Raw genomic sequence first — 26,618 nt, 5'->3', positions numbered from 1 at the left:
GAGGTCATTCGTAACCCCTTGCTTCGTCAGCCCAGGCTTTGCAGGACGCAATATGCTGGGAGTATTTCCGCCACTTTCGCTTTTCTTCGGCGGCCATGCTTCGAAGGCAGTTCTTGCAGGTGACATGCTTGCGTATGCCGGTCTCCTGAATTTCATAACCTTCGATCATGCAATGCGTGCTGCACTCGCAGTCATCCACCGCCGCGCAATGGTGCTCAACCAGATGCACCGCCTTGATCCGACTCACATCGCCACCTTGCACGTCCAGCGGCCCGCACACTTGCAAGGCTGCTCGATCCATTTCACGTCCACCAGAAACAAGAAACCCTGATTTCTCAGGGCCTCGGCGATTCCTTTGAATGATCCGGCGATGATGGTCATGCGGCCTCCTTGCGCTGCCTGACGATCTTCAGCAAGCGCTGGCAGTAGTGACTGAATTCGTCGAGGGTGATGAGTCCATCAGTCATTAACCTGGTGATGATCTGCTGGACCAGAATGCTGTTATCTGGCGGGCTGTCGGGATGGTTGAGGCCATCGAGAGCCACGTCGATAAGAATGTGAGGGCTCACCATCCGACCCTCCGCTCAAGCTTGTCTTGCTCTTCCTGGAGCGCCACAGCATTGGCTGCGTGTGGCTTGAGCAGGCCCACAGCAATTTCCTTTCGGGCCGTCTTGGAGCCAAGCAGATAGACGGACAGGTCAAACATCTGACCGCCGCTGCCGAAGTTTCCGGCTGCAGCCAGAAGCTGCCCGAAGGCGTCGATCTTGTCCTCGCCGTCGATCTGCCGCTGGTTGGCGTGATCCTGAAGGGCCCGGTAGTAGTCGGCCTGGGTCACTTCACCGCGGTCAGCTTTGTTGTAGCCCCACTCAATTCGGTACCCGAGCATCAACCGCTCAGCGCTCGCTTCGATCCATTCAATCTCCGCCAGGTCTTCTTCGCTCACCGGAGGCGGCAGTAGTTCGTCATGCTCAAATTGAGCCTTGCGTAGTGCTGACATGGTCGCCTCCAGGGTGGCGTTATTCTGGGTTACGTTCAGGCTTGATGATGTCGTCACCACCAAGTGCCCAGCCCAATGACCAGCAGCGCTCGCATGGCTCTGGATGGGCATAACAGCCGCACTGGGATGCCTCTTCCTCAGTCCAGCCAACCTCCTTTTCTACTTCTTCTACGGTTCGCATGGCGACCTCCAGTGTTTGGGGTTAGGCGGAACGGGCCGAGATTTCTAAAATCTGCTCAGCCCACTCGGTGCAAAAATCTTCAAAGTCGCTGCTCTCAAGCCACTGCGAGTGGACTTGGTCGCAGTCACCGCTTGGCGAAGTTCGCTGCAGCCAATCTTCAAACACCCGTTGTTCTGCGTTATCGACGGCAGAAGACAGCGCCGTCAGAGGATCTGGAGCGATTTTTGATTCCATGACTCTCTCCATTCGTTGGTTCACCTGTATTCGTCAACACTCATGCCTCCCGCTGGTTGCCGATGGGCGCGGGGGAGGAGTGCTGAAGGGTAGAGGCGGGGAAGGGTGCAGGCGCCCGGCACTGCCCGGGATGTGTCGAGTCTGGCCAGCTATGCCCTCGGACTCGCCTGCGGTGTTCGTCTTCGTTTTGGTTGGGCCTACCTTTCGGCTGATGCGCGGTGACATCGTCGGCCCTGCTTTCCGCTGCCTGTCAGGGTGCTGGGCGAAGCCTTCAGGCTTGCTACGCCACACGAGTGAACCGTTGATCTACTTCATGGCCGTATCTCCTGCTGTTCGCTCACTGGGAAGGCAGCGGCCACCTATTGAATCTGCATCGGGGTGTGATCTGCCCAGGAATCGAACCTGGAAGACTTACGCGTTCGGCTACCGGGCGCCCGTCGCCTTGCGCTGCATATCTGTGGCGATACCGGCCTTCATACCGTCGAACCGATCCACAGATCACACTCCGATGCAGCCTGGTGCTGGGGAGTACCAGGGCCTCGGGCAGTTAGCGACAGGCTGTCGTAGCACTGGTTGTTCAAATAATCGCTGTCAGCGTTTTTGATCCATCAGGGTTCTGGCTGGTGATGTGCATTGCCAGTGATTGCGGCGCTCCACGTCGGATTGTTACGGCACACTTGCTGTAGCGCTCATCAAAAACCTGATCGCCATCGGGGAGATGGGACGTGCATGTCAGGTTGGAGCAGTCTTCACCGTCCGGGCCTTCGCCATCGTGAGCGATATTGAAGCTGGCAATCATCGCAATGCCCTGGGCCTTGCAGATTTCGATAATTTGCAGCATCAGGGGGCTGATCTGGCTGTCGTAAATCTCTTCTTTGTTCATGGTCACGCTCCGGTTGTTTTCCCGATGCACCCGGGTAACCAGGTGCATCAGTAAAAAGGTCCGTCATGCTTGCAGCGTGCTCAGTTTCTGGCGGCAGTCGCGAACTTCTGCCATGCATCGAGCGGCTTCCGCTTTGTCACCGCCGCGCAGCGCTTGCTTGGCCCAATGCGTCCAGTCATCAATAAAGCCCTGCAGATCGGCGGCCATTGCCGTGTTGGTGCTGACGAACTGACCTTTGTCGTTACGAATAGCCATGGTTAATTCCTCTTGGTTGTCATCCCAAGCAGCCCTCGCGAGAAGGCTGCTCAGTGATGCTGTCCAGTTGAACCCCCGAGGATTTCTCGGTAGTTCGTTTCTCCACCACGCGCTTCGCCCGATTCATATCTCTGGCCAGGTCACACATTTCGTGTCCGGTGTTCTTCCTGGCTGGCTTGCGTGGTTTCGCGCACTCGCATGAGGGAGTGCGGCAGCTATCCAGAGGCTGCATGGGCGGCGATTTAGCTTCTTCCGACCCAGGTGATTGCCTGGGTACGTCGCGGTGGTCACGTCATGTTTTTAAAGAGCGGCAGGCCGGAGGCCCTTCGCAGTGGCTGTGTCGCTGCGATGGAGTTAATTTAGCCTCAAGCTAAAATATCGTCAATAGCTCCAAGCTAAATATTTAGCGATTGGCGAAATTAAATCGACTCGACAGATCTCTCCGCGCCGTTGGCTTGAGTCCATAAGCGCTTTACGCGGCAGTTAGCAGTGAGCTATGATTTTTCCGTAAGCTGTATGGATATACAGCATTCGGCTGGGAGGGGATTTCATGGCGAAGAAGCAGGCTGCACCCGCATCTCGGGGAGAATTGAGTGGCATGGAGCGCCTTGCGCTGCGCGTCTCATCGATGATCAATCACCCCGTCGCGCAGACGCAGCGCTGGGTGACGATCCATCGCCTGGACACGGATGGAGATCGCGAGTGGGAAGAGGTGCTGAGCGTAATCGCCGAAACCGACGAGCTTGAGCTGACACTCAATGACGACGGCAGCGTGACGGTGAGGTGGGAGCAGCAGGAAGTCGAGGTGGCGGGCAGGGGAGAGGTCGAGTTTCAGCCAGAAGAAGAGGCGGCGCCTTTCTGATAGGCATGAAAAAGCCCGCTCAGTGGCGGGCTCTGGATTCAGGTCGGGGGGAGCTAGGCTTTATGCGTTGCAGTACAGGGTGTTCGCTTGCCGGTCACAACATAAAGCACGTCCACGCCAGCCTTGGCGATGTTGGCCAGGTAGATTGCATTCGGCACTCTCGCCCCTCTCTCGTAGATGCTTTGGGCATTCACTCTTAACCCGCCAGCCTTTGCAAGATCTGCCTGGGTCAGGCCTAGACGAATCCTCTCTTCCCTGAGTCGATCAGTGATCTCTTTCAATGACGCTACCTCGCAATTGAGCTCGGACTTTAGCATTCGTGGCGTACCGCCCCCATTGAATCGTGGGGTGAAGAGCCCTTCTAGCCCTACACGTTCTCACTGAGCTCATCCTCGACTCGCAACTCTGCACCGCGCAAAGCCAAGTAGTAGGCCGCGCACCATCCGATCAGCGTCCAGCCTGTCAGTAGGTTGATGATAAATATACGTCGCGGGGGAACTGGTTCGACCAGGGCGATGTAGATTGAGGGGAATAGGTACAGGGCAACGGCGGTGATGTAGAACATAAGGTCAGCTGCAATAGCGACTCCATTGTCGCCGCTACTGATGAAGTAACTGACCAGGCAGGTCGGTGCGAGCAGTGCCAATCCAAAAACCTTCATCGCAGTTACTCCGTGAGAACTGGTCGATGGCTAATTGATACCATGCGGCACGCGCTTTAGATAACGGGCGTTTTCATGACCAATATGCGCGCTGCTCAGAAGGTGGATGCGATGGCTTGGGCCAGCTGCATATCTGACATGAGAGGGGAGGGATAGGAAGACCGATAGTATCTGGAAGCCTGCTCAAATTGAGCCCCACGAATCTCTCCATCTGACCCAATGAACGCGAGGGCATCGTCCTTCGCCTTTATCATCATTGACGGGCCGTAGACCGTAAATGCTGTGGTTCCACCGAGGATCATCGTTGGAACCATGGTGGTGACTGTCAGGGTTCTCTCGACGGGGTTCTTGACTTCAAACGCTGCAGCGTCAGCGCTGATCGATGCCAGTAGGGCGATTGCCAGAGTCTTCCATGAGTCCATTCTTCGAAGCTTCCGTTGCGATCAGAGGGCGCCACCATAGCAGAGCAGGGCGCTTGCCAGATACAAGAAGCCCGGCGCTGGGCCGGGCTTGATTACCAGGGGAGCTGGGATAGGGTATATCGCGGCCTGCCTTTGCCCACCGTTCTAGCACGAACTTGAATGGTAAAGGCTTTATTCAGGTGCATATTGATAACTGCCGGATTTTCAATTTCGGCGGCAATTCTTCCGTGTATCACAATCCCTTCCTGAGTCTTGAATTCGAACCGTCTTTCCGCAGGAAAGGCCCCCAAGAACTCGCCAGAAAATTCGACGCCTTTCTCGGAAATGTTTTCAGTACTGAGGCGGGACCTGCTAATCCTGACCTGATCAACACTCGTAAACGAGAACAGATGGTCGCGGGTTGCCACTGAGCAGTAGGCTTCGTATGAGATCAGCTTGTCGAGGTAATCCGAAATCGTTGCTATCGCCCTGGTGCCTAGCCGAGAGGCAGGCTCGGATAACTCCTCATCACTCTTGGTGGAGGCTTCGAGCAGCTCAGCTACCAACTCAAATGCCTGCGAAACAGACGTGGTTCCCTCAAGAGGCAATTGCGCCTCAAGTGATGGAGCCTCTTCAAACTCAAATCCGAAAGAGCCGACAGCCGTGCCTGTTATGAGTATCTGATTCTGGGCCTTGTTCGGTATGGGGCCAAAATCATTCAAAACACCCCCGATAGAAGCGGCTACGGCAGCAATAGCTTCCGAGAACTTCGCAGTTGCTATGGCGCCAAACTCAGCAACGACACCATGCACACCCCAAACGGGAGCGCCTCGGTAGGTCACTACAGCTTTTGCGGGAGAAAATGCCCCTCTACCAGGATCAAGCAGGCGCGATTCAACCTGCTCTTTTCTTGAGCTCATTGAAAGTTGCGCGAGCTTGCTCAGCCCCGGTTTGCGCGACATGCGATCCAAGAAATTGATTTCAGCCTGCGCATGGGTGAATTCAGTTCTGTTCATTCTGGACCTCCCGCTTGCGATTCTCCAAAAGACGCCTGGCACCATCATCATGGTCCGGCTCGAGCCTGACGCTCAAAAAGCCTTTCCACTGCTGAGACCTTCTGTGAGACCACATACTGTACCAGTATGCCGACATCTCGACTAAAAATTCCGCAGGTTCCGACAGAGGGAGAAGGTAAAAGTCAACCTTATAGGTTTGCTTTATCCACGGGTTATCGGTTAGCGCCTTGATGTCCTCCGGCGCCAAAGCAGCTTCCACTTCCGGTCGAATATCCGCAAAGGTCACAACATCCATGTCGTTTGGCGCTCTCCCTTCCAGCAACTCAACGTGCTCCATAAAGCTTCCATTCAACCACTGAAAGCCAGAGACAACGCCTATACGGTGCATTTCAGCTCGGTGGGATAGGAAGCCTTCGAGAATCTCGCACCTTTCAATTGTAGTAGAAAATCGCTCAACGATTTGCTCGACGGTTACCGGATATGGCGCCCTCTCAAGCGCCGTCGGGTCGTTTTCATCAATGGGGGGAATTATCCCTTGGTGATTCCATTGCGGGATCAACACTTACCTCCTTGTGGTGCTGTTATAAGAGCGCTAGGTGCAGCTTAATTTGATTTTGAGCGCGTTATCTGGCCAGCCTTCACCTCATCCGCATACCCATCCATCAGCTCCTCGACCTCCTGGAACCTCATAGCGATCGCTATCAGTTCGCGAGCGTCATCTTCCTGGCCGGCATCAGAAAGCTTTACAGCAGCCTGCTTCAGGTCGACGCCTGACCACTTGAGCAGGGCGGTAGCCTCTTTAAGGTCGCGGTGCAGTTGCTGGTTAGGTTTGGTCAGGGCCATGGCGTTAAACCGGCTGTCCGTTCCACACGTAAAGCACTCGAGCAAGGATGTGCGTGTCATCCACCCGGATGTCCTCGGGGTCGTGGTGCTTGTTGTCCGAGATCATCTTGAAACGATCCTTGCCCTTCTTCTGCAACCGCTTCACGTAAAGCATGTCGTCGTGGGAGAAAAGGTAGATGCCATCCCCAGTGAACTCCCGGATCGTGATGTCGACCAGTAGCGGGTCTCGATCCTTGATGGTTGGAGCCATCGACTGTCCCCACCCGGTGATCATCTTGAGGTGGAAGTGCTCTTTGAAGGTTACGCCCAGATCACGCAGGTGCTTCGGGCTGACCCTTATGTCCTGGAGCATTTCCGGGTATTCGTGCGGTATCTGTCCGCCGCCCATCGCCGCACGCACGTCGTAGTGGGCAATCCACACCTCATCGCCGACTTGGCCCGGGCGAGAGAAGTCGACTGTTATGACGTTACTCGTCTCGTCAGCCGCCGCGATGATTCGGTCACGAGCAGCGCTCGTCAAGCCGCTGACCTTCGCAAGCATTTGTCTTACCTGGTCGGCCGCGCTCTGCGCCGATGCTTCGCCTTCCGCGGCGCCGCTATTTAGAGATGTCGACTCGTCGGCCGAGATGGAGTCAAACCAACCCCTTGGCAGCTTCTCGACAACCTCAATTCGCCGCGCAACATCGTCCCCAAGGTTCTTTGCAGTCTTGTCCGACAGAATCTGACTCAGGTGCGCAGGTGCCATTCCCCAGCGCTCGGCGCAAGCGCCCTTTCTCTGGGTTCCTATCAGACTGATCAGTTTCTGCTTGCGAATCGCATAAATATCCATGCGGGCAAGAATGCCAGCCTTTAGCTCAATGCTAAATGTGCTCAAAGCTAAATATTCCTTGCTACGATATTAGCCATAAGCTAAATTTCTCCTATGTTTAAGGAGAGATCCCATGAATGACCATCTGCGTGACTGGCTCGCCAGCGCTTCAAACGAACGGCGCCAGTCAGTGGCTGCCGCTGCTAAGACGACGGTAGGGCACCTGTGGCAGCTGGCAGGCGGTCACCGCAAAGCCTCTGCGGACTTGGCTGAACGCCTTCAGGACGCATCTGGTGGCGAGATCACCATTGCGGGTCTTCGCCCTGATCTTCTCGACTTGGCGCACAAAGTCCTTCGCGGCGCCGCCTGACATCCCTGTCCGCCGTTCCATTGAGCAAATGATCGCCTCTGCACCTGCAGGGCGCCACGTAAAGAATTTCGAGGTTTTAGGCATGCAGGATTTTTTGAGGGCTTGCGACACCGCCGTAGAAGAGGCGAACACCAAGAATCTCGCCACGTTGATGAGTATGCCTCCTGTGAGCCTGCTTCAGCGTGCCAACGCGAATTACGACAACGCCTGGTTCAACGTAAAGCACCTGTATGCCTTGCTGCTACATACGGATGACATGCGCCCCTTGGCTGCACTGGCTGGCGAGTTTGGTTATTCGATCATGAAGACGGATCAGCCCTCGGCAATCGACATTCATGAGGCGCTGGGGCGCGCAACTCTAGAGTTTGCCGAGGTGACCGTCGAAACGCATGCAGCGATGGCTGATGGCCGAGTAGATCAGGTCGAGCGAGCGCGAATCCTGCGCGAGATCGACCATGCCGAGAGCGCTCTGGCACAGCTGAAAGCCTCGGTGAAGGTCGCCTGATGAAAGCCGAACTGAAACTTCAACTGAACGCCGAGCCGGGCCTTTCCGAGCTTGAGGGGCTATTTGCCGCCCTTGAACAGATTCTCTCCGATGCTCCGCACCTTCGCATGAAGGTCATCGATCTGCTTTTCACCCTCAGCGACGGCAGCCTCAAACCCGGCCTTGTCGAGTTGGTGGCGATTCCCGCATTCGGGGCAGATGGTCATTCGGTCATTGAGCTTCAGATAACCGACCGAATGAGGGAATTGGTGGGCGCACTCGCCGCAGGTGATGTTGAAGTTTTGAGTATCGATTAATGACATGTCCGGCCTCCTGGCCTTCGTTTGTGGAAATTCGAAATTACCACGGATGCGCCGGACACCTATAACGCCTGAATCTCAGGCACAAAAAAACCGGGTTCACGGCCCGGTTCATTGCTACATCACTTGAGGCAACTCTAATGCAACAGATAACTCAAGGCAATACCCCCAACAATCTCGCGCCACGTTTTTCGCAATCTGAAAACGTGGCGCGGATTAAACCAGTGACACCTTTCGACTTCCACGGCTTTCCCGTCCGCGTAATTGACGACGGTCACGGGGAGCCATGGTTCATCGCCAAGGACATCGCCGAAGCCCTGGGCTACTCCAACACATCGAAGGCGATCAATGTCCACTGCAAAGCGGTCAGTACCTGCAATACCGAAATGGGAGGTCAGGTCCGCGCAGTGCAAATCATCCCTGAACGCGATCTCTACCGGCTGGTGATGAAGTCCAAGCTTCCGGCTGCTGAGCAGTTCGAAGAGTGGGTGGTTGGCCAGGTCCTGCCGACCATTCGAAAGACCGGCTCTTACACCGGCCAGGAGACGAACAACTCCAAGGTCATTGGCGAACTCGCCATTCTGGAATGCTTCGATCGCCTGCTGAAGCCGGCGCCCTCCAGCAAAATGATGATGCTTGCGCAGATCGCCGCCAACAACGGCCTGGATGCCAAATTCCTCCCAGGCTATGCAGTGGACGCCGCCTCTGACGCTGCCGGCGGGTCTTCGATGCCGACCAAGGCAATTACCGCCCTGATCAAAGATCACGCCATCGCCAGCACCGCCCGCGCCTTCAACCTTGCACTTGAGGCCCACGGCTTCCTCAAGGTCCTCCAGCGCAAAAACTCCAAGCAGGAAATGGTCGATTTCTGGTCCGTGACCGAGAAGGGCATGGCCTACGGCAAGAACCTCACCAGCCCTCAATGCCCCCGCGAGACGCAGCCTCACTGGTACGTGGATCGTTTCCTTGAATTGTCCGGCCTTGTCGGCAAAGGAGCCAAGTAATGGCCCGCATTCGCACCATCAAACCAGAATTCTGGTCGAGCGAGCAGGTGATGGAAAGCCGTCCGCTCGCTCGACTGCTGTTCATTGGGCTCTGGAATTTCTGCGATGACGGCGGCAACCACCCGCTGGCCCCGCGCACTATTAAGGCTCTGGTATTCCCAGGCGACGACATCACTACCGAGGCGGTCAGCGAATTGCTGGGCGAGCTTGAAGGCTCTGGTCTGACCCGCAGCTATTCCGTATCCGGAAAGCAGTACCTCCACGTTAACGGCTGGAAGCACCAGAAGATCGAAAAGCGCACCTTCAAGTACCCCAAGCCTCCGCAACTGATCGTCGAGGACGAAGAGCCTTACAGCGACGATAAGTCGATCAATCAGGAAGAAGTCGTCGAGCAGTCGTCGAGCGGTAGCGGAGAAGTCGTCGAGGAGTCGTCGAATTATCCTCGAGACCTCGACCCCGGAAGGGATGTAGATGTAGAAGGGAATGGAAGGGATCAACACCACTCTCATAACGCGGGCGAAGAAGTCCCGGGCTCAAGCTTCGAAGGCTTCGATGATCTCGAAGACCTTCCCCCGGAAGAGGGCGAACCACCTGTTGACCCAAAGGCCCCTGTCGAGATGACCCTGGATTGGATGCCTGACGCCAGTCTGCTGAAGACCTACTGCATCCACTTCGGCGTCTCGACTGACCTGTTCACCAAGGAGGCCGTGGCCCCGTTTACCGCTCACCACGAAACAACCGGCCTGCTGCAAACCCAATCCAAATGGGTTTCCCTGTTGGTGAAGTGGGTCAAGGACGACAAGAACAGGGCCAGCAACGTCCGCCCGTTCGTGAAGCGTGAGACCCCATCTCGCCACACGGGCTTCGCTGAGCGCGACTACACCGCAGGCTTGATCCAGCGGGAGGACGGCACCTATGCGCTCTGAGAAAGCGGTGTCAGTTCCGGATGGTGTGCTGCCAATCCGCACCCAGCCGGCCGATTGCGAGAAGCACGGCAAATTCGACCAGAAGGTTACCGTGATCCTCGGGCGGGAGCTGAAGGGCGGATGCCCTGAGTGCCTTCGCGCTATTGCCATTGAGCGTGAGGAAAGCGCCAAAGCCGAGAAGGCATACGAGCTGCGCCTGTCCCTGGCCCGGAAGTTGGGTGACGCGCTGATCCCGAAGCGCTTCCTGAGCCGCACACTGGATAACTACCAAGCCGAGCATGACGAGCAGCGCCGGGCGCTGAAGTTCTGCCGCCACTACGTCGCCACGTTCGACCAGATCCGCGAAGTAGGGCGCTGCATGGTTCTGATCGGAAAGCCCGGAACCGGAAAGACGCACCTCGGCGTAGCCATGGCCAATGAACTGCTGCACAAAACGCCACTTACGGCCGTGTACCGAACCGTCGGGGCAGTCCTGCAGGCCATCAAGGCAACCTTTGACCGCAAGAGCGAACTGTCCGAGTCGGACATCCTGTCCAGCCTGATCAATCCCGACCTGCTGGTGCTGGACGAGATCGGCGTGAGCAAGGAGCAGCCGAGCGACTTCGAGCTGACCACCCTGTTCGCGATCATCAATGGCCGGTACGAGCGTGAAGCTCCGACGGTGATTATTTCCAACCTGGGCGCCGGCGAACTGGGGCGGGCCATGGGCGACCGCTGTGTCGACCGGTTGCGGGAGGGCGGTTTGATCGTCGTTCCGTTCGAGTGGGAATCTCAGCGTGGCAAGGAGGGTTTTTGACATGGCAGTTACCAGCATTCGATACAGCACCGCACAGGCCAAGGCAAAACCGCAGGCCGGCGACGAACGCTTCCTGAAAGGCCGTGGTGTCCAGCAAATCCGCCAGCAGCAGTACAGCCAGATGTACCGGGCTTACATGGTCAGCAACGGCCGTCCTGTGTGGGAGTGGGTCGACAAGGGCAGCGAGAAAGATCGCACGTCTGAGGCGTGGCTCCAGGCGCGCAAGTTGGAGCGCATGGCATTGATCGCAGAAGCAGCGGAGAAGCGGACATGAGCAATCACACCAAAGAAGAATGGCTGGTAGACCGCCAGGACTATTGCGTCTGCGTCCTGCGAGATGGAGAGCCTCTTGAGATCGCCACCATTGGCGCCATGGATCACAACGGCATCAAGTTTGTGATCGGCGACGAGAGCTGGGCGAATGCTTACCTCATGCGCACCGCTCCAGAACTGCTGAAGACCCTCGAAGCCATGATGGCCAAGGCCTACAAGCAGAATTGGAATGATCAGTACCCAGAGTTGCTGGAGCAGGCCGAGAAGGTCATTGCGCTGGCGAAGGCTGGATCTGCGCCGGGCGATGGTGGTGAGTCGCTGGAGCAAGAGCTATGACCTACGTCCGGGAACAAACATCCGCCGAGCTTGCCGCACACATGCGCAGCTTGAAAAAAATGGCTGGCTGGTTCGATCCACTTGCTGACCGGTTGTGGCAAGAGGTTGAAGCGCTCAAGGCCGAGAACGATGCGGCGCGCAAGGATCTGCAAAACCTGCGTTCCGATAACGCCCAGCTGACTTACGCGCTCAAGCAGCAAGAGCAGAGCTATCTGGTGCTTCGTGCCGACCGGGACCGGCTCAAGGCTGAGAGCGAGGCGTTGCGCGACGACATTGAGCAGAGCCAGTACGACGCCAACGCATGGCGCAATGGTGAAGAATCGGTCTGGATCGAGGTCTTCAACAGCGAAGGCGACGATCCATTCATCAGCGCTATAAGCGGCCAAATCACCGTCGAGCAGCTGGCCTTGATCCAGGCGGAGATCCTTGAATATCGGGAGGACTATTTCGATAAGGGGCCGGGCCTTTACGTTTTCAGGTGCGGCCACTGCCAGGCTTATCACGACAACGTGGGCATGACTGAGCCCGCTCATTGGGAGACTGACTTCGAGTCGCACAGTCCTTTCCCTTGGGAAGAAGAGGCCTCCGCCTTGGGCAAGGGGGAGCGGTCATGACTCCAGTTCGCCCTTGCCCAAAATGCCGCGGTTATGACATCGAGCGCCGCTGGTGCGGTCTTTGCGGTGGTCGTGGAGTGGTCGAGCCTGACCGTCGCGATGCGGCCGCAGAAGTTTTCAAGCTGTTGCGGGATGGCAAGTGATGGCTGACCGAATCAGCGTCAACTGCCGCTCCATGCTTACCGAGGCTATCACCCGCATGTCCAAGATGTTCGAGGACAAGCACTTTGTGGTGGTGAGCCTTCGCCCGGGCAAGGATCGCACGCTTGACCAGAACCGCCTGTGGTTCGCGATGTACAAGCGTATCGCCGAGATGACCCAGATCGGTGACGCCGCCGACGCCCGCCAGTACTGCAAGCTGCACATCGGCGTGCAGATCCTGCTGAACGAGGATGCCGGTTTCCAGGCCGAGTGGTACCGGGTGATGCGTCACCTCCCGTACGAAACGAAGCTGGACATGATGGGCGAGTGCCACCTGTTCGGGCCGGACGGCTTCCCGGTGACCAGCCTTTTCAATCGCGCCCAGGGCATCGCTTACACCGACCGCATCGTCGCTCGCTTCGAACCGCAGGGCGTGTACTTCTCTGACCTGCTTAGCCAGGAGGCTGCATGAGCCCATTCAAGGAAAGCCCAGAGTTCACGCGGCAACGGGAAATAGATGAGGCCCGCTGCCGTGCGTACGAGGCTTACGTTTCACCATGGATGAACCGAGCTGCGCGCCGAACTGCAAGAGGTCGAATGCTCGTAGCGCAGGGAGAGGCTGCAGCAATGAAGGCCGAGATTGAAGTGCTGCGTCGTCAGGTTGAGGAGATGAGCGCATGAGCCTCTCAGCCAAACAACCCCGCCCGAAACCCTGCAAAAACCCAGATTGCACGGAATCATTCGTGCCTCAGCGCCTCGGGCAGAAGGTATGCAGCCCCAAGTGCGGCCTTGCCATCAAGGACGTGAACGAGGCGAAGGCGCGCAAGTCGCTGGGCCATGTCGAGCGATCTGAGATCCGGGTACGCAAGGAGAAGCTGAAGAGCAGGGCGGATCACTTGCGTGAGGCCCAGGCCGCCGTGAACGAGTACGTTCGCCTGCGTGACGTGCACCTGCCGTGCATCAGCTGTGACTCGACGCCGAACGACAACGACCTCATGACCGGCAGCCGGTGGGACGCCGGGCATTACCGCTCCGTCGGCGCCTGCCCGGAGCTGCGCTTTGAACCGCTGAACATCCACCGGCAGTGCGTGAAGTGCAATCGGAATCTGTCCGGCAACGCCGTGGAATACCGAATTCGCCTGGTGCAGCGCATCGGCGCCGAGAGGGTTGCCTGGCTGGAAGGGCTGCATCCGGCCTGCAAGTACACCGTGGAAGAGATCAAGGCCATCAAGGCCGACTACCGGGCAAAGACCAAAGAACTGAAGAAGGGGCAGGCAGCATGAAACTGATCAACGCACGTCAAGCGTGGACTGATGCGCAGCACGAATCGAACGCCTCAATCAGTGCCGCGGCGGCTGATCGGGCCAAGTCCGCAACCGTAGTAAGGACGGAAAAGGCAGCACTGCGCGAGATCATCTTCGCTGCCCAGGGCGAGGACAAGGAAGAGCGCATCATGGCTGCGCGCCAGAAGATCAGCATTGCCGAAACGCGACGCGCACCGATTGGACGCTCCACCGATCGTGCAGCTCACCTTCTCACCATGGGGAAGGTGCAGAAGGCAATCGAGTCGCTGCCGTTCCAGGTGCAGCAGTTGGGGCACTACCTCTATCACCCGTGCATGACCGTCGTGCACATGCTCAACGCCGAAAAGCTGATCTGGTCGGATACGGACTTTAGCGCGCTCACCGACGCCAAGGCGGTGAAGGTTCATTGCCTGATCACATGCGCCTTGCAGTCCTACAAGGTAGAGGTGAGCGGCGGTGACCCATGGGGCCCAGCTCGAGTGTCTGACGCCATGATGAAGTTGTATGGGATCACCATCGAGCCCAAGCACTGGGACCGCGACTGGCTCGATATTTGGAATTTCCTGCGAAAAGCTATCGAGGAAGTGGATATTCAGGCGCAAGAGCCGGTGTGGCAGGTGATACACGCGGAAAACTCAGAGGATGCGGCATAAAGTTGTTGCTGTGGTGGGGGATTTGATGTACTTTTCCCACACTGCGCAACTTACCTCCAGCGCACGATCACTTCAAAGCCCAGCCAAAGCTGGGCTTTTTTTGTGCACGCAAATGCGAAATGCATCCTTCTGAGGATGGAGGTCAGCGGATGTCTGGCGGGAGCCCGCTGAATTGCACGTGGATAAGATGCGTGCGCTCCTCGTTAGCGTTTTCACCCCAACCTACCGATGCCCCGCCCCCCATCTTTTTTGCCTTGATCGCGAATTCGATGTTTCTGTCTTCTGAGAAAGAAGTGTTTTCCTTCAGCTCCAGGGAAGCCTCGGTGCATCCACCGTGCTCCCTGGCAAACAGAACCGCTTTCCAAGAGGGCTCAAATGCGAGCCAAAAGAAGCTGCTGCGATCTACTTGTGTTGAGGCGCTCCAAGGACATCCGTTGAGATTGAATACTCTTGTGTCCGTAGTCGCGGCTGCAAGTTGGGTATTGTCCTTGTAGCCTGCTTTCGCCGTAATAATTGGGCCTGCATCTACGGAGCCGCTTGTTTCAAGCCTGTCCCCGTTGCTGGCCGTAGTAATCTTCGTAATGCTGATTCGGATCGCGCCAAGTGAAACCAAAAGCCTAATCAGCTCTGACTCTCTCTCTTCCAAGACATGTGCGTCATAGCTCTCGCTCGGGATGTATAAATTTTCTGTTTCAGTGATAGAAAAGTCTGCGAGGGGATGGCGTCTATACGATTTTCCCGCCATTGGGTGCCCAGGTTGGAACCGATATCCAGCCGCTTTCGCTTGCGTCGGCGAAAAAGTCGCTCGTTCCACAAATGCAGCGAGCAACATTTCTTTCTGTGCTCGTGCAGTCTTGTCCTCTCCTTCGTCAGCGCTTAGGAGGCTACCCAACGTTGGGATGCTAGATATAGCAGCCTGGACAATTGAGTTGGGGAGGGGCCAGAGGATGTCCTGAGTAAGAGCGACAGCAAACGACCCTAGCGGATTTCCGACTGGGTTGCGGCCAACCATAGTGAAGTTCTGAGCTGAGTCGTCTTGCTTCTGTTTAGGTTTTACTAGGTACTCATCAATGATGTGAATGGTGTCAAGCACAATGCAGCTCCAAGTCAGTTTGCGCCCGGCGTTCAGGCTGCCGTGACGCTTTAAAGCAATTCAATCCTGTCGGCACTGAGGGCACGTCGAAGATCATTTTTCGTCAGCTTCTTGAATTCTGTCTGCCTCGATAGGCTGTGTAATACGGATATTACTAGGCAAACTCTCAACAATCTCCTCTTACAATAAGCAGCGCTATTTCAGCCTCAATTTTGGTGTGCCGCGCTGGCGCGCTGTGACCTGCACATAGGGATAACTCATGGATCCTACTGACCTTGGCCCAGGCACAGCTACCTGGCTGGGCGGTAGCGCCACCGTAGTGCTGGGCGGCCTGTTATGGCTGCGCCGGTTCCTCTCCAAGGACGCAACCGACCGGGCAATGGACAGCGCCGATATCGGCACGCTGAAGCGCCTGAACGAGTTGCTGAACCAGGAGCGCGCCGCGCGCAAAGAGGCCGAGGCCCGCGCCGATCAATTTGCGAAAGAGCGGAATGATCTGGCCGCTGCAGTAGGGCGCATGGAAGGCAAGATCGAGGCTCTGACCAGCCAGGTCGCCCAGCTCACTGACCGCGTGACGCAGCAGAGCGATGAGATCACTCGCCTGCGCACCAAGCTGGGAGGAATCGCCTGATGGACAGATGTGCATTGGAATTTATCGCGCGCCGCTGGTGGCGCCGGGCCGAGGTCTGGGCGATTGCTGTCGTGCTGGTCGGTGGTGGTGCTGTTCTCGGTTACCAGGCCGCCTACTGGTCTCTCGCCGAGAGCCAGAGCAACCAGGTGACCGACATCCGCAAGGCCTACGACACCGCAATGGGCGAGCGTGACAAGCGCCTGGAAGAGCTGACCCGCCAGACCGGTACCGCCGCCGACAAGGCGACGAAAGCTGCAACGACCGCGGCTCAGGCTGCCGACAAAGCGGACGAGGCCCTCAACCGGGTATCGCAGTGATCCACGCCACGTTTTCGAATGTGCCAAATCGTGGCGCGCAAGTGTGAGGGGTCGCATGACTATCAAAGTTCTGGAGTTCAAGCGGGAGGACTGGCGCGATGCCGCCAAGACCCTGCGCAAGATCGCCGACGACCTTGATGCAGGTGAGCATCCAGAATGCACTGTAGGTGCCTTGACGCTTATCGGCGCGAAGGGAGAGGTCACGGTGTTCGGGCTGGGGCCTAAATGCGATGACTTGCAGTGCTTGGGCGCCATGCGCCTGGGTGAGCAGAAGCTGATTGATGTGCTGTTGGATGGCGGCGCGGGGTAGGTGTGCCGCAGATGAGGGCGGTACATTCCATCATCGGGCGTTTTCGGCATTCAGCTTCGCACAAACCGAATCAGCCTCTGGTTTGTCTGAAAACACTCCGTTTTTGCTGAGATCGCTTGGATCCTCTTTATCGAAGATTCGGTATTTCTTCTGTCCCGTTGGCCTACCTTGTTCGTCGATAACGTTGGTGTCTATCACTTTGAATCTGACTTCCATATTAGATCTCCGGGAGTTCACTAATCCTCATCAATACCGGCATCCAGCCATCATTTCAAGCATCAGAGTGAACCTATGACAGCCAAGCAGCCCGACTGGGAGGCAATCGAACGCGCCTACCGGGCCGGGGCGCTTTCCATCAGAACCATTGCTGAGCGCCAAGGCGTGAGTGATACCGCAATCAGAAAGAAGGCCAAGGTCCTGGGCTGGGCTAGAGACCTTTCTGACCAGGTGCGCAAAGAGGTTCGCAGCAAGCTGGTTCGCGGAGAGGTTCGCAACGACCAAGGCGCGAACTGCGAACTTGACGCAGAGATCATCGAAGAGGCCGCAGAGGAAGGCGCTCGGGTGGTTCGCAGCCATCGCCGAGACATTCGTAAGGCCTCGAACCTTGCGAACTTGCTGATGGATGACCTGCTCAATACCATCCAGCGTCGCGAAGAGATCGAAGATGCGATCATCGACGAGACAAGCGAGGACAACAACGGCATGCGCCGGGCTTCGATGCTTGCTGCTGTCGCGCTACCCAGCAATTCCAAAACCTTGTTCCAGCTTTCCTCTGCAATGAAGAACCTGCAAGTCCTGGAGCGTCAGGCATTCAGCCTGGACGAGAAGGAGAAAACGGACGACGCCGATGAGATCTCGAAGATGATGGATGAACTAACACAGGACGCCTGATATGAAGCCCGAGCACATGAAGCTGCTCCGGGATCGATTCTGGCGACTGAATAACCTCTACTTCATCACCGACAAGCAGGGCAAGAAGGTTCGCTTCCGCATGACGCAGGAGCAGATCGATTACTTCCAGGGGATGCACACCCGCAACATCATCCTCAAAGCGCGTCAGCTGGGCTTCACCACGCTGGTCTGCATCGTCCAGCTGGACGCCGCGCTGTTTGAGGCCGCCAAGTGCGCGTTGATCGCCCACACCCTGAACGACGCCAAGCGCCTGTTCCGGGAAAAGGTGAAATATGCTTACGACAACCTGCCGAAAGAGATTCGCGCCGCCAACCCTGCGCGCAACGATGCCGCGGGCGAGCTGGTGTTCAGTAAGGGCGGGTCGTTGTACGTCTCCACCTCGTTCCGGGGCGGCACGCTGCGCTACCTGCACGTATCCGAGTTCGGAAAGATCTGCGCAAAGTTCCCGCACAAGGCTCGGGAGATCGTCACCGGTGCTTTCGAGGCGGTGGCCGTTGAGTGCTTCGTCACCATCGAGTCAACGGCAGAGGGCCGGGCCGGGTATTTCTTCGATTACAGCCAATCGGCGGAGAGGCAGCAGCTTTCCGGTGTACCGCTTGGCCTGCTCGACTGGAAGTTCTTTTTCTTCAGCTGGTGGAACAACAAGGCCTACAGCCTTGACGCGACTGACGTGGTCATCCCGCAGCGCTTGACCGATTACTTCAACGAGCTGCGCGCCAAGCACGGGATCGTCACGAACGACGGCCAGCGCGCCTGGTACGCAGCCAAGGAGAAGACGCTCGGCGACGACATGAAGCGGGAATACCCGTCCATTCCTGCCGAAGCCTTCCAGCAGTCGGTCGAGGGCGCTTACTACGCGCAGCAGTTGACCAAGCTTTACGCCCAGCAGCGGATCGGGGTGATTCCCGACAATAGCCACCTTCCAGTGATGACCTTCTGGGATATCGGTGTCGGCGACTCCACGGCCATCTGGTTCGTACGCCAGGTCGGCGAAGAGTTTCACGTCATCGACTACTACGAAAACTCAGGCGAGGGTCTGCGGCACTACATGAAGGTGCTCAAGGACAAGGGTTACACCTATTCCGAACACTGGGGGCCGCACGACATCGACAACCGAGAGTTCGGCAGCGATGCCAAGACCCGCCGAGAGCTGGCCCGTGAGGGCTACGACATCGATGGGCAAAAGTACTGCATGACCTTCCAAGTCGTTCCAAAGCTCGGCGTCAATGATGGCATTGAGCAGGTTCGGGAGATCCTGCCTAAGTGCGCCTTTGATGACTCGAAGTGCGAGCAGGGCGTGTCCTGCCTTGAGAACTACCGCAAGGAATGGGACGACAAGCGCGGCTGTTGGAAAGACAAGCCGCTTCACGATTGGACCTCTCACGGCTCCGACGGATTCCGTTACTTCGCTGTCGCCAAGAGCGCCAGGAAGCCGGTCAAATCAATCAAAATGGGATTCGCACGCTAATGGCAGACGTCACATACACCCGCCCGGAATACGACGCGGCGCAGTCCCGTTGGCGGCTGGTGCGCGACGTGTGCAAGGGATCCGAGACGGTAAAGGGGCGAGGCGATGTGTACTTGCCGAAGCCCAACGAGCACGACACGAGCAAAGAGAACCAAGATCGGTACAAGTCCTACAAGCAGCGTGCCGTGTTCTATAACGCCACAGGGCGCACGAAGCACAGCTTGGTAGGCGCAGTTTTCCGCACCTGGCCAACGCTGACTGTTCCAGGTGCGCTCGATTACGTCGCCACGGATATCGACGGGCAGGGCGTGAGCGTCTACCAGCAATCACAATCGGTCATAGGGCATTTGCTTGAAGTTGGCCGGCACGGATTGCTGGTGGACTACGCAGCTGTTCAGGCTGGCACGGTGAGCAAGGCTGATGAAAAGGCGGGGCGAGCGCGCGCAAATGTGGCGAGCTATCCGGCCGAATCCATCAGGAACTGGAAGACTCGCAGGGTCGGCGGTCAGCACTTGCTGAGCTTGGTCGTGTTGCGTGAAGAAGCTGACATAGACACTGATGATGGCTTTGGTAGCGAAAAGGTCGTTCGGTATCGTGTGTTGCGCCTGGATGAGGCTGGTGTCTATACCCAGGAAGTTTGGCAGGAGAGCTCAAGTGAAACGGCGATGATCATCCCGCCGTTCACACCACTGAACGGCGCCGGCCAGCCTTGGCGCGTTATCCCCTTTCAGTTTCTCGGCAGCGAGAACAACGACACCAGCATCGACGACTCGCCTCTGTACGACATGGCCGTGCTGAACATCGGCCATTACTGCAACAGTGCGGACTATGAAGACTCGGTCTGGTTCTCGGGGCAGCCACAGTTCTGGATTTCCGGCCTGGACGAGGCTTGGCGAGACCACCTTGAGGCCAATGGCATCTATGTCGGCTCCAGGGCGCCGTTGACGCTTCCAGTGAGCGGGGCGTGCGGCTTTGCTCAGCCTGAGCCGAATACGCTTGTTAAAGAAGCCATGGACGCCAAGAAACAGGACATGGTTTCTCTCGGCGCCCGACTCATTGAGCGCGGCAGTGCAGTGAAGACCGCAACCCAGGCCGACAACGACAGCGCTGCCGAACACAGCGTTCTCTCCTTGATGGTGAGCAACGTCAGCGAGGCGTACAGCCAGTGCCTGGTGTGGATGGCCGAGTTCGTCAACGCCCCGGGAGAAGCGATCTACAAGCTCAACCAAGACTTCAGCCAGATCACCCTGGACGCGACGATCCTGGCGGCACTGTTCAACGCAGTACAGGGCGGCAAACTTCCCGAGGGCGACTTCTGGCAATACCTACGCGACCGCGGCGTGATAGACCCCGAGAAGACGGACGACGAAATCCGGGATGAACTGGAGGCACAAAGCACCGGGCCAGCCCTGGACGACACCGAGGTAATTCCGAATGGCGGCAAACCAAGCAATCCTTGACGCCACCATCCGTCATGCCGTCTTCCTGGAGCAGCTGAAGTCGGGGGAGGTGGAGAAATTTGCGCCTTTACTCAAGGAGATCGACCGCTCGATTCGTGAGCGGCTGACACGGGCGGACCTTACGGATTACACCGTCGCACGCCTGGAACGGCTGCTGAGCCAGGTTGACAGCCTGTTGCTGGGCATCTTCGACCGATACAGCGAGAAGTTGAACCTCGACCTGGTGGACATCGCCAATTACGAGGCCGAGTTTGAAGCGACCTGCCTGACCCGGGCGGCACCGGTTGGCGTGTCGTTCGATGCCGCGGTGCCAGGTGCTGCCGCAATAAGGACGGCCATCCTCACCAATCCGCTCAGCGTACGCGGCGCTGATGGCGGGAAGCTGCTCAAGTCGTTCATCGATGGCTTTACTGCTACCGAGCGACAACGCCTCACAGGCGCGATCCGGCAGGGTTTCTTCGAAGGCCAGACCAACTTCCAGATCATCAAGAACATCCGCGGCACCAAAGCGCTCAACTACAAAGACGGCATCCTGGCCACGACCAACCGCAACGCCGGAGCCGTCGTGCGGACGGCCGTGCAGCACGTCGCCACCCAGGCGCGTATGGAGACGCTCAAGGAGAACTCTGATGTCGTGCAGGCAGTCGAGTGGGTTAGCACCCTGGACACGAAGACGACTAGCCAGTGCCGGACGCTCGATAAGCGCCGGTTCAAGCTGACTGAGGGGCCGAGGCCGCCGATCCACATCAACTGTCGCTCGACGGTGGTGGCGGTGACCCGATTTAGCACGCTGTTCGCCGAGGGCGCTACGAGGGCTTCCGTCGGCGATGCTGGCCCGCAGCAGGTGAGGGCAGACCTCAGCTACTACGACTGGCTTGTACGGCAACCGGCGGCGTTCCAGGACAAGGCTATAGGCCCGAAACGCGCCAAGTTGTTGCGGGATGGCGGCCTGAGCATCGAACGATTCTCCGAGCTGCAGCTTGATCGCAACTTTGCACCTCTGACCCTTGTGCAGATGAAGGTTCTTGAGCCCCTGGCGTTCGAGCGGGCTGGCATTCGTTAAGCCTTGATGTAAAGTGCTCAGTCGTAACTTTAGGAATGGATGCCAATGTTCAGTAAAATGCCGGGCGGAAGCAATCGCATCGAGTTGAATAGGTTGTTGATAAATTACCTTTGTTACTATGATGACGAGGGGCGGCGAACGAAACTTTATGATGAACTCGTTAAGACGCTGAATTTTTCGGAGTCGAAAGGCTGGATAAACAAGTCCGTTGTTCTAAATGATCTTAATTTAATTGCTTCTTATAAGTCGCTGAGACTTTCAGCTCGATATCAGTCTAGTGGTTTCATCATGGGTTGGGTGATGAGCGCCGCAAGCAAGCAAAAAATCATTGATCTGGTTGAGTTTTTAGAGAGCCATGATATTTGGCCTGTTCTTAAAGAGGTTTCGATTTTTAGTGTTATTGAATTTATCGAGACTGACCTTGAGCCTCCGCCTTACTGTGAGCGGCATTTTAATTTAGTGCGCATGCATTTCATCTGAAGCCTTCTTCGTTTCACAAAGCCCGCCATCAGCGGGTTTTTTTATGCCCGCAGGCAGGGCCTGCACCTACGTCTCTGGGAGACAACCAATGCTGAAATTCCAACTGGATACCCTGGAAGGGGTAGATGAAGCCGTGCGCGCTCTTTACACCGAGAAGGACGGCAAGTTCGTACTCGGCATAGAAGGTCTGCCTCAGCAAGAAGATGTCACCGGCCTGAAGGCCAAAGTTGATGAGCTGCTTGGCGAGAAGAAAGCTGCCGAAAAGAAGGCGCGCGAAGCTGAAGAAGCAGCTCGTCTTGAGCGAGAAGAACTCGCACGTAAATCGGGCAACGTCGACGAGCTCGAAAAGTCCTGGTCCGAAAAGTACGCGCGCCGTGAAGCTGAGCTGAGCGGTCAGCTGGAACAGGAGCGTGGGGCGCTGAGTGGGCAGATCCGGGATCTGACCGTTGGCCGTACCGCCACTGATATCGCGTCTGCCCTGGCAATCCCAGGTAGCGCCAAAGCCCTGTTGCCGCACATTGAACGCCGCCTGAGCGTCGAGCAGCGCGACGGGAAGCCTGTTGTGGTCGTCCTCGACCAGCAGGGCAAGCTCTCGGCGGCAACGCTGGACGAGCTGAAAGCAGAATTCGCAAACGACACGGCCTTCGCGCCGTTGATCGCGGGTAGTAAGGCATCTGGCGGCGGGGCTGCTGGTGCTGGAGGTGGCGGCGGGGCCGCAAAAGGAAAAATCGGCGGCACCAAAGAGGAACGCACTGCCGCAATCGCCGGCAAGTTCCCAGATCTCCCTCTCAATTAAGGATTTGACTCATGTCCCTGTCGCAAATGCAGGTTTTCAACGAATACATCATGCCAGCGACTCTCGAGACGCTGGATCAGTATCTCGCCGCTTTCAACGCCGCAAGCCGTGGCGCAATCGTGCTCTCTCCGGACGGCTTCACTGGTGACTTCCTTCAGGAGTCGTTCTTCCAGACTCTGGCCGCCGCCCAGCGCCGCGTGGATCGTTACAGCTCGAACGCCGCCGTTGCTGCCACCGACCTGACCGAGCTGAAGAACACTTCGGTGAAAGTCGCCGGTGGCTTCGGCCCGATCCGCTACGAGCCGTCGCAGATGACCTGGCTGGAGCGTCCAACCGCGCAAGGTATCGAAGTCGCCAGCCGCGCGTTCGCTGAAATCCTGTTGAAGGACCAGTTGAACACCGCGATCGCCGCTCTGGTTGCAGCAATCACCGCCCAGGCCGCCGCGGTCAACGATGTGTCGGCTACCGCCGGCATCACCTACGCTGGCCTGAACAACGCTCACGCGAAGTTCGGCGACGCAAGCCAGAACCTGGTCACCCAGGTGATGCAGGGCACCAGCTACCACAAGTTGGTGGGTCAGAACCTGGCGAACCAGCAGCAGCTGTTCCAGGCGGGCAACGTCCGCGTGGTGGACATCCTCGGAAAGATCTCCGTTGTGACGGATGCCCCGGCTCTGATGCAGGCCGGCACCCCGAACAAGGAAATCATCCTGTCCTTGGTGCAAGGCGCTGCGCTGGTTCACGACGGCCGCGACATCATCAGCAACGTCCAGACCACCAACGGCAAGGAGCGTATCGAAACTACGCTTCAAACCGACTACACCTTCGGCCTGGGCATGAAGGGCTACACCTGGGACACCACCACTGGCGGCAAGTCTCCAACGGACGCCGAGCTGGCGACCGGTACCAACTGGGACAAGACCGCCACCAGTATCAAGCACACCGCTGGTGTTGCTCTGATCGGCGACGCCTCCAAGTAACCATTCAATGACTGCGCCGGGGTGTTGAGCCCTGGCCCAGCGGAGTGACAACGATGACTGATAAAAACGTCTGGTATCTCCCGGGCCCTTTCCACCGCTATGAAGACGACGTAAAGGCTCTCGCGAAGAAGGCTGGCCTGCGCATCATCGATGCGAACATGACCGAAAACCGCGACAATGAAGCCGAGAAGCCGCCCAAGGCAAAGCTCAAGGCTGAGTATCGCGAGTCGGGAAAAGCTGCCGCTGATCCTCGAGACAAGTTCGATCTCGACCAAGTGAAGGCCGCCCTGACAGAAAAGTCAGTAACCTTCGACGACAAGGCTGATCAGCCAACCCTGCTGAAACTGCTCAAAGCACAGGACTGACACATGCTCATCATCGAGGACGGCACCGGCAAGCCTGACGCCGACAGCTACGCAAGCGCCGAGGACCTGGCCATGTATGCCGTGAAGTTCGGCACGGTCATTCCTGCGGGTGTTCCTGAGCAGGAAGCGTTGCTGCGCCGGGCGGCCTTGGCGATGGATGGCATGACCTGGAAGGGGCGCAAGACCAACAGTGAGCAAGGCCTGTCCTGGCCGCGCCGGGAGGTGCTGCTGGACCAGGAGATCAAGCCAAACAACTACCTGCCGGCGCGAATCCAGTACGGGCAGATGGCCTTGGCCGCTGAGATTCATCAGGACGATATTGATCCGGTAGAGAAACGGAAGGGGGCGGTGCTGCTAGATCGTGTTGAGGGCGCGGTGACGCGGCAATACGCGGCTATCCCCAGCACCAGCACCAGGCTGTTGCCGGCGGCGCCGGATCGGCCGAGTGCTACTCAGTTTGCTGATTACCTGCAAAAGCGAGGCTTGTTTGCGGTTCGGGCATGAAGCCCTTGGTTGTTTGACAGAGCATTTCGTTTGGTGGATCGTAGCTACTCCCCGAGCAAGTAGAGCCGCAACTGAGGTGGCTGAAAGCGAAGGGATAATCAGATAACGACAGAGGTTATTAGCATGTTGAATAGCACAAACAAATTCAAAGTCCAGAGCATCATTTTCAATAATGGTGAGTTTGCAATCGCATCGGGATTTTGGGATGGCCAGCCTAATCTGAGCGTTGCGTGTCGATGGCATGAAGATGGGGGTATGGGCTACCCGCAGACTTTCGGAAAACCTCAATGGATGTTGCTACCCGAAGTTGGAGTGGACATTCTTAACGCCTTGGATCCATCCAACTCGACGGTTACGCTGACTTTCGGCTGATCATCACTGCCTTACTAAAACCCAGCCATTGCGCTGGGTTTTTTGACTCTGGAGCCATCATGACCTTCTACGACGAAATGGCCTTGATGGCTCTGGAGATGATCACAGAGGTCGGCCAGCCCGTGACCATCCGCGACATCGTCAAGGGTGAGTACGATCCTGATACCAGTATGACCCCGCCTGATTCTGTGGTTGAGCGAACTGCCCAAGGCATCCTGCTGGACTTCACCGGGCAAGAATTTCAAACCAACTCGCTGATCAAGGTCGGCGACAAAAAACTGAAGATCGCGGCCGCCGGCTTGGGCCCGGCTCCCAGTCTGCTCAGTAAAGTGGTGGTCCAGGGGAGAACCTGGATGATCATTCCCCCGCTGAAGGAGATCAACCCCGCCGGTACGCCGATCCTGTATGAGCTGCAGGTCCGATCATGAGCAGTCGGTACGCGGGTATGAACGGCAGCTTCGCCGAGAACATCCGCCAGTTCGCCGAGCAGGCCCAGGCAGGTATAGACGCCACCATCCGCGAAATCGTGATCGAGATCGGCAGCAGCGTGATTCGCATGTCACCGGTGGGCAACCCGGAGATCTGGGCGGCAAACGTGGCTCAACGGCAGGTCAACACGCGCGCAGCTGATGACTACGACTTCAAAGTGGCGGTCCGCAACACACTGATCAACCTGAACGAAGGCAATTTCACCAAGTCGGGCAAGCTGCGCCGAGGCGTGAAGTACGCCAAGCCCCTGACCAAGGCCGAGCGTGACCAGAACTTCAATGTGAACGGTCTGGTCGCGGGCAAGGATTACGTTGGCGGGCGTTTCCGGGGTAACTGGCAGTTCTCGATCGATACCCCGGCCGACGGCGTCTTGGATGAGATTGATCCGTCGGGCGGCGTGACCATCGCGGTGCTTAGGGCGCAGGTGCAGTCACTGACGGCGGGGCAGACTGCCTACATTGTGAACAACCTGCCGTACGGCATTCCGCTCGAGTACGGCCACTCCAGGCAGGCGCCCGGCGGCATGGTGCGAGTGACACTGGCCCGCTTTCAGCAAATCGTCGCCGAAGCCATCAGGAACAACCAAATATGAGCCACTTGATCATCCGGCAGCTGTACGAGAAACGCCTGAGAGATTGGGCTGCGGCACGGCTTAAACCGCTGCGAATTGCCTATGAGAACGTCGAGTTCACGCCTGCGGACGGTGAAACCTACTTACGGGCCTTTGCTATCCCGGCCGGCACCGATAGCAACACCCTCAGCGGTGATCACAGAGCGTTCACGGGCGTGTTCCAGGTTAGCGTCGTGTCGCCTTCGGGTTCCGGCGCCGGCGCTGCTGAGTCAATCGCTGAAGAGCTCGCTGCGTTGTACCCGATTTACCTGCGGCTACAGCGAGCCAGCTTCGAAGTGGTGACCATGACCCCGGTCGAACCAGGTCCAGGCATTCCGGACGACAGCAGCTACACAGTCGCCGCGTCGTTCCAGTACCGCGCCGACACCAACTGATTCCGCCCATC

47 protein-coding genes are annotated in these 26,618 nt (G+C 57.5%); 30 read left to right on the top strand and 17 right to left on the bottom strand.

Annotated elements, in window-relative coordinates; all coding sequences use genetic code 11:
* Positions 1–4 precede the first annotated feature (4 nt).
* The 8 genes from AC19YX_RS06300 to AC19YX_RS06265 all read right to left on the bottom strand — a co-directional run bounded on the left by AC19YX_RS06300 (position 5) and on the right by AC19YX_RS06265 (position 2,550).
* The gene (locus AC19YX_RS06300) at positions 5–247 is read right to left on the bottom strand and encodes a hypothetical protein (protein WP_500605927.1); all 243 of its coding nucleotides are present in this window, start codon (positions 245–247) and stop codon (positions 5–7) included.
* Positions 244–381, bottom strand: coding sequence for a hypothetical protein (locus AC19YX_RS06295; protein WP_500605926.1), 138 nt, complete (start codon positions 379–381; stop codon positions 244–246). Before AC19YX_RS06295 ends, AC19YX_RS06300 begins: the two co-directional genes overlap by 4 nt.
* A complete protein-coding gene (locus AC19YX_RS06290; RefSeq protein ID WP_099490147.1) occupies positions 378–569 on the bottom strand; it encodes a hypothetical protein in 192 nt (63 codons plus the stop codon). Before AC19YX_RS06290 ends, AC19YX_RS06295 begins: the two co-directional genes overlap by 4 nt.
* Positions 566–997 carry a hypothetical protein gene (locus AC19YX_RS06285; protein WP_500605925.1) on the bottom strand — a complete coding sequence of 144 codons (432 nt, stop codon included), beginning with the start codon at positions 995–997 and terminating at the stop codon, positions 566–568. Before AC19YX_RS06285 ends, AC19YX_RS06290 begins: the two co-directional genes overlap by 4 nt.
* Before the next feature lie 19 nt (positions 998–1,016).
* On the bottom strand, positions 1,017–1,178 hold the full coding sequence (locus AC19YX_RS06280) for a hypothetical protein (RefSeq protein ID WP_500605924.1): 162 nt from the start codon (positions 1,176–1,178) through the stop codon (positions 1,017–1,019).
* A gap of 21 nt (positions 1,179–1,199) precedes the next feature.
* Entirely contained in the window at positions 1,200–1,412 is a 213-nt protein-coding gene (locus AC19YX_RS06275; RefSeq protein ID WP_500605923.1) for a hypothetical protein, read from the bottom strand.
* Between the two features lie 577 nt (positions 1,413–1,989).
* Positions 1,990–2,295, bottom strand: a complete 306-nt coding sequence (locus AC19YX_RS06270; RefSeq protein WP_170060325.1) for a hypothetical protein — start codon at positions 2,293–2,295, stop codon at positions 1,990–1,992.
* Positions 2,296–2,358: 63 nt separating this feature from the next.
* Positions 2,359–2,550, bottom strand: coding sequence for a hypothetical protein (locus tag AC19YX_RS06265; protein WP_500605922.1), 192 nt, complete (start codon positions 2,548–2,550; stop codon positions 2,359–2,361).
* Between the two features lie 550 nt (positions 2,551–3,100).
* Here AC19YX_RS06265 and AC19YX_RS06260 point away from each other — a divergent pair.
* On the top strand, positions 3,101–3,412 hold the full coding sequence (locus AC19YX_RS06260) for a DUF1654 domain-containing protein (protein WP_500605921.1): 312 nt from the start codon (positions 3,101–3,103) through the stop codon (positions 3,410–3,412).
* A 53-nt stretch (positions 3,413–3,465) separates the two neighbouring features.
* Here AC19YX_RS06260 and AC19YX_RS06255 read toward each other — a convergent pair whose 3' ends face one another.
* The 7 genes from AC19YX_RS06255 to AC19YX_RS06225 all read right to left on the bottom strand — a co-directional run bounded on the left by AC19YX_RS06255 (position 3,466) and on the right by AC19YX_RS06225 (position 7,162).
* Positions 3,466–3,729 carry a helix-turn-helix domain-containing protein gene (locus tag AC19YX_RS06255; protein ID WP_500605920.1) on the bottom strand — a complete coding sequence of 88 codons (264 nt, stop codon included), beginning with the start codon at positions 3,727–3,729 and terminating at the stop codon, positions 3,466–3,468.
* Positions 3,730–3,779: 50 nt separating this feature from the next.
* Positions 3,780–4,073, bottom strand: a complete 294-nt coding sequence (locus tag AC19YX_RS06250; RefSeq protein WP_315415870.1) for a superinfection immunity protein — start codon at positions 4,071–4,073, stop codon at positions 3,780–3,782.
* A 95-nt stretch (positions 4,074–4,168) separates the two neighbouring features.
* Entirely contained in the window at positions 4,169–4,495 is a 327-nt protein-coding gene (locus AC19YX_RS06245; protein ID WP_315415868.1) for a DUF2388 domain-containing protein, read from the bottom strand.
* A gap of 92 nt (positions 4,496–4,587) precedes the next feature.
* Complete coding sequence (locus tag AC19YX_RS06240; RefSeq protein ID WP_102618505.1) at positions 4,588–5,490, bottom strand: hypothetical protein; 903 nt, start codon at positions 5,488–5,490, stop codon at positions 4,588–4,590.
* Positions 5,477–6,052, bottom strand: coding sequence for a DUF6932 family protein (locus tag AC19YX_RS06235; protein ID WP_500605919.1), 576 nt, complete (start codon positions 6,050–6,052; stop codon positions 5,477–5,479). Before AC19YX_RS06235 ends, AC19YX_RS06240 begins: the two co-directional genes overlap by 14 nt.
* A gap of 41 nt (positions 6,053–6,093) precedes the next feature.
* Positions 6,094–6,333, bottom strand: coding sequence for a hypothetical protein (locus AC19YX_RS06230; RefSeq protein ID WP_500605918.1), 240 nt, complete (start codon positions 6,331–6,333; stop codon positions 6,094–6,096).
* A gap of 4 nt (positions 6,334–6,337) precedes the next feature.
* A complete protein-coding gene (locus AC19YX_RS06225; RefSeq protein WP_500606135.1) occupies positions 6,338–7,162 on the bottom strand; it encodes a S24 family peptidase in 825 nt (274 codons plus the stop codon).
* 112 nt (positions 7,163–7,274) lie between these two features.
* Between AC19YX_RS06225 and AC19YX_RS06220 the strand changes: the two genes are divergently transcribed.
* From AC19YX_RS06220 to AC19YX_RS06160, 13 genes are all read left to right on the top strand, one after another.
* Entirely contained in the window at positions 7,275–7,511 is a 237-nt protein-coding gene (locus AC19YX_RS06220; protein ID WP_017479602.1) for a helix-turn-helix domain-containing protein, read from the top strand.
* A gap of 28 nt (positions 7,512–7,539) precedes the next feature.
* Positions 7,540–8,016 carry a phage regulatory CII family protein gene (locus tag AC19YX_RS06215; protein ID WP_500605917.1) on the top strand — a complete coding sequence of 159 codons (477 nt, stop codon included), beginning with the start codon at positions 7,540–7,542 and terminating at the stop codon, positions 8,014–8,016.
* Positions 8,016–8,312, top strand: coding sequence for a hypothetical protein (locus AC19YX_RS06210; RefSeq protein ID WP_457246952.1), 297 nt, complete (start codon positions 8,016–8,018; stop codon positions 8,310–8,312). The genes AC19YX_RS06215 and AC19YX_RS06210 overlap by 1 nt, the downstream gene beginning before the upstream one ends.
* A 143-nt stretch (positions 8,313–8,455) precedes the next feature.
* Positions 8,456–9,319 (top strand): BRO-N domain-containing protein, encoded by an 864-nt coding sequence (locus tag AC19YX_RS06205; RefSeq protein ID WP_500605916.1) that lies wholly within the window; start codon positions 8,456–8,458, stop codon positions 9,317–9,319.
* A complete protein-coding gene (locus AC19YX_RS06200; protein WP_500605915.1) occupies positions 9,319–10,245 on the top strand; it encodes a DnaT-like ssDNA-binding domain-containing protein in 927 nt (308 codons plus the stop codon). The genes AC19YX_RS06205 and AC19YX_RS06200 overlap by 1 nt, the downstream gene beginning before the upstream one ends.
* On the top strand, positions 10,235–11,041 hold the full coding sequence (locus AC19YX_RS06195; RefSeq protein ID WP_500605914.1) for an ATP-binding protein: 807 nt from the start codon (positions 10,235–10,237) through the stop codon (positions 11,039–11,041). The genes AC19YX_RS06200 and AC19YX_RS06195 overlap by 11 nt, the downstream gene beginning before the upstream one ends.
* A 1-nt stretch (position 11,042) precedes the next feature.
* Positions 11,043–11,315, top strand: coding sequence for a hypothetical protein (locus AC19YX_RS06190; RefSeq protein WP_500605913.1), 273 nt, complete (start codon positions 11,043–11,045; stop codon positions 11,313–11,315).
* Positions 11,312–11,650 carry an XkdD/Y8K6 family phage-associated protein gene (locus AC19YX_RS06185; RefSeq protein ID WP_500605912.1) on the top strand — a complete coding sequence of 113 codons (339 nt, stop codon included), beginning with the start codon at positions 11,312–11,314 and terminating at the stop codon, positions 11,648–11,650. Before AC19YX_RS06190 ends, AC19YX_RS06185 begins: the two co-directional genes overlap by 4 nt.
* Entirely contained in the window at positions 11,647–12,264 is a 618-nt protein-coding gene (locus tag AC19YX_RS06180; protein ID WP_500605911.1) for a hypothetical protein, read from the top strand. Before AC19YX_RS06185 ends, AC19YX_RS06180 begins: the two co-directional genes overlap by 4 nt.
* Before the next feature lie 142 nt (positions 12,265–12,406).
* Complete coding sequence (locus tag AC19YX_RS06175; protein WP_500605910.1) at positions 12,407–12,877, top strand: hypothetical protein; 471 nt, start codon at positions 12,407–12,409, stop codon at positions 12,875–12,877.
* Positions 12,874–13,086 carry a hypothetical protein gene (locus tag AC19YX_RS06170; RefSeq protein WP_104902916.1) on the top strand — a complete coding sequence of 71 codons (213 nt, stop codon included), beginning with the start codon at positions 12,874–12,876 and terminating at the stop codon, positions 13,084–13,086. Before AC19YX_RS06175 ends, AC19YX_RS06170 begins: the two co-directional genes overlap by 4 nt.
* Complete coding sequence (locus tag AC19YX_RS06165) at positions 13,083–13,688, top strand: recombination protein NinG (protein WP_500605909.1); 606 nt, start codon at positions 13,083–13,085, stop codon at positions 13,686–13,688. The genes AC19YX_RS06170 and AC19YX_RS06165 overlap by 4 nt, the downstream gene beginning before the upstream one ends.
* Positions 13,685–14,362 carry a hypothetical protein gene (locus AC19YX_RS06160; RefSeq protein ID WP_500605908.1) on the top strand — a complete coding sequence of 226 codons (678 nt, stop codon included), beginning with the start codon at positions 13,685–13,687 and terminating at the stop codon, positions 14,360–14,362. The genes AC19YX_RS06165 and AC19YX_RS06160 overlap by 4 nt, the downstream gene beginning before the upstream one ends.
* A gap of 142 nt (positions 14,363–14,504) precedes the next feature.
* Here AC19YX_RS06160 and AC19YX_RS06155 read toward each other — a convergent pair whose 3' ends face one another.
* Positions 14,505–15,455 carry a hypothetical protein gene (locus AC19YX_RS06155; RefSeq protein WP_500605907.1) on the bottom strand — a complete coding sequence of 317 codons (951 nt, stop codon included), beginning with the start codon at positions 15,453–15,455 and terminating at the stop codon, positions 14,505–14,507.
* Between the two features lie 259 nt (positions 15,456–15,714).
* On the opposite strand from AC19YX_RS06155, the gene AC19YX_RS06150 reads away from it, so the two are divergent.
* The 3 genes from AC19YX_RS06150 to AC19YX_RS06140 are packed head-to-tail and all read left to right on the top strand — an operon-like array spanning position 15,715 to position 16,713.
* Positions 15,715–16,086: a chemotaxis protein gene (locus tag AC19YX_RS06150; RefSeq protein ID WP_025856073.1), complete on the top strand. Its 372-nt coding sequence runs from the start codon at positions 15,715–15,717 to the stop codon at positions 16,084–16,086.
* Positions 16,086–16,403 carry a hypothetical protein gene (locus AC19YX_RS06145; protein WP_368983538.1) on the top strand — a complete coding sequence of 106 codons (318 nt, stop codon included), beginning with the start codon at positions 16,086–16,088 and terminating at the stop codon, positions 16,401–16,403. Before AC19YX_RS06150 ends, AC19YX_RS06145 begins: the two co-directional genes overlap by 1 nt.
* Positions 16,404–16,458: 55 nt before the next feature.
* The gene (locus AC19YX_RS06140; RefSeq protein ID WP_500605906.1) at positions 16,459–16,713 is read left to right on the top strand and encodes a hypothetical protein; all 255 of its coding nucleotides are present in this window, start codon (positions 16,459–16,461) and stop codon (positions 16,711–16,713) included.
* Positions 16,714–16,743: 30 nt separating this feature from the next.
* Here AC19YX_RS06140 and AC19YX_RS06135 read toward each other — a convergent pair whose 3' ends face one another.
* Positions 16,744–16,929: a hypothetical protein gene (locus AC19YX_RS06135; RefSeq protein WP_500605905.1), complete on the bottom strand. Its 186-nt coding sequence runs from the start codon at positions 16,927–16,929 to the stop codon at positions 16,744–16,746.
* A 75-nt stretch (positions 16,930–17,004) separates the two neighbouring features.
* Here AC19YX_RS06135 and AC19YX_RS06130 point away from each other — a divergent pair, with 75 nt between their 5' ends.
* The 13 genes from AC19YX_RS06130 to AC19YX_RS06070 all read left to right on the top strand — a co-directional run bounded on the left by AC19YX_RS06130 (position 17,005) and on the right by AC19YX_RS06070 (position 26,607).
* Positions 17,005–17,604 (top strand): hypothetical protein, encoded by a 600-nt coding sequence (locus AC19YX_RS06130; RefSeq protein WP_500605904.1) that lies wholly within the window; start codon positions 17,005–17,007, stop codon positions 17,602–17,604.
* 1 nt (position 17,605) lies between these two features.
* Positions 17,606–19,093, top strand: a complete 1,488-nt coding sequence (locus AC19YX_RS06125) for a terminase (RefSeq protein ID WP_500605903.1) — start codon at positions 17,606–17,608, stop codon at positions 19,091–19,093.
* Positions 19,093–20,553 carry a DUF4055 domain-containing protein gene (locus AC19YX_RS06120; RefSeq protein ID WP_500605902.1) on the top strand — a complete coding sequence of 487 codons (1,461 nt, stop codon included), beginning with the start codon at positions 19,093–19,095 and terminating at the stop codon, positions 20,551–20,553. Before AC19YX_RS06125 ends, AC19YX_RS06120 begins: the two co-directional genes overlap by 1 nt.
* Positions 20,528–21,616 (top strand): minor capsid protein, encoded by a 1,089-nt coding sequence (locus AC19YX_RS06115; protein WP_500605901.1) that lies wholly within the window; start codon positions 20,528–20,530, stop codon positions 21,614–21,616. Before AC19YX_RS06120 ends, AC19YX_RS06115 begins: the two co-directional genes overlap by 26 nt.
* A 45-nt stretch (positions 21,617–21,661) precedes the next feature.
* Complete coding sequence (locus AC19YX_RS06110) at positions 21,662–22,096, top strand: hypothetical protein (RefSeq protein WP_500605900.1); 435 nt, start codon at positions 21,662–21,664, stop codon at positions 22,094–22,096.
* An 88-nt stretch (positions 22,097–22,184) separates the two neighbouring features.
* Positions 22,185–22,892, top strand: coding sequence for a hypothetical protein (locus AC19YX_RS06105; RefSeq protein WP_500605899.1), 708 nt, complete (start codon positions 22,185–22,187; stop codon positions 22,890–22,892).
* An 11-nt stretch (positions 22,893–22,903) separates the two neighbouring features.
* On the top strand, positions 22,904–23,872 hold the full coding sequence (locus AC19YX_RS06100) for a major capsid protein (RefSeq protein ID WP_500605898.1): 969 nt from the start codon (positions 22,904–22,906) through the stop codon (positions 23,870–23,872).
* Between the two features lie 53 nt (positions 23,873–23,925).
* The gene (locus AC19YX_RS06095; RefSeq protein WP_020300112.1) at positions 23,926–24,237 is read left to right on the top strand and encodes a hypothetical protein; all 312 of its coding nucleotides are present in this window, start codon (positions 23,926–23,928) and stop codon (positions 24,235–24,237) included.
* 3 nt (positions 24,238–24,240) lie between these two features.
* Entirely contained in the window at positions 24,241–24,741 is a 501-nt protein-coding gene (locus AC19YX_RS06090; protein WP_020300111.1) for a DnaT-like ssDNA-binding protein, read from the top strand.
* A 123-nt stretch (positions 24,742–24,864) separates the two neighbouring features.
* A complete protein-coding gene (locus tag AC19YX_RS06085; protein ID WP_500605897.1) occupies positions 24,865–25,113 on the top strand; it encodes a hypothetical protein in 249 nt (82 codons plus the stop codon).
* Between the two features lie 59 nt (positions 25,114–25,172).
* Positions 25,173–25,541, top strand: a complete 369-nt coding sequence (locus tag AC19YX_RS06080) for a hypothetical protein (protein ID WP_500605896.1) — start codon at positions 25,173–25,175, stop codon at positions 25,539–25,541.
* The gene (locus AC19YX_RS06075) at positions 25,538–26,194 is read left to right on the top strand and encodes a hypothetical protein (RefSeq protein ID WP_500605895.1); all 657 of its coding nucleotides are present in this window, start codon (positions 25,538–25,540) and stop codon (positions 26,192–26,194) included. Before AC19YX_RS06080 ends, AC19YX_RS06075 begins: the two co-directional genes overlap by 4 nt.
* Complete coding sequence (locus AC19YX_RS06070) at positions 26,191–26,607, top strand: phage tail terminator-like protein (RefSeq protein WP_500605894.1); 417 nt, start codon at positions 26,191–26,193, stop codon at positions 26,605–26,607. The genes AC19YX_RS06075 and AC19YX_RS06070 overlap by 4 nt, the downstream gene beginning before the upstream one ends.
* Positions 26,608–26,618: the final 11 nt, after the last annotated feature.

The sequence above is a fragment of the Pseudomonas sp. MF09150 genome (assembly GCF_059862355.1).
The sequence above is the reverse complement of the archived record's forward strand: the minus strand, read 5'-3'. Positions and strand labels throughout refer to the sequence as shown.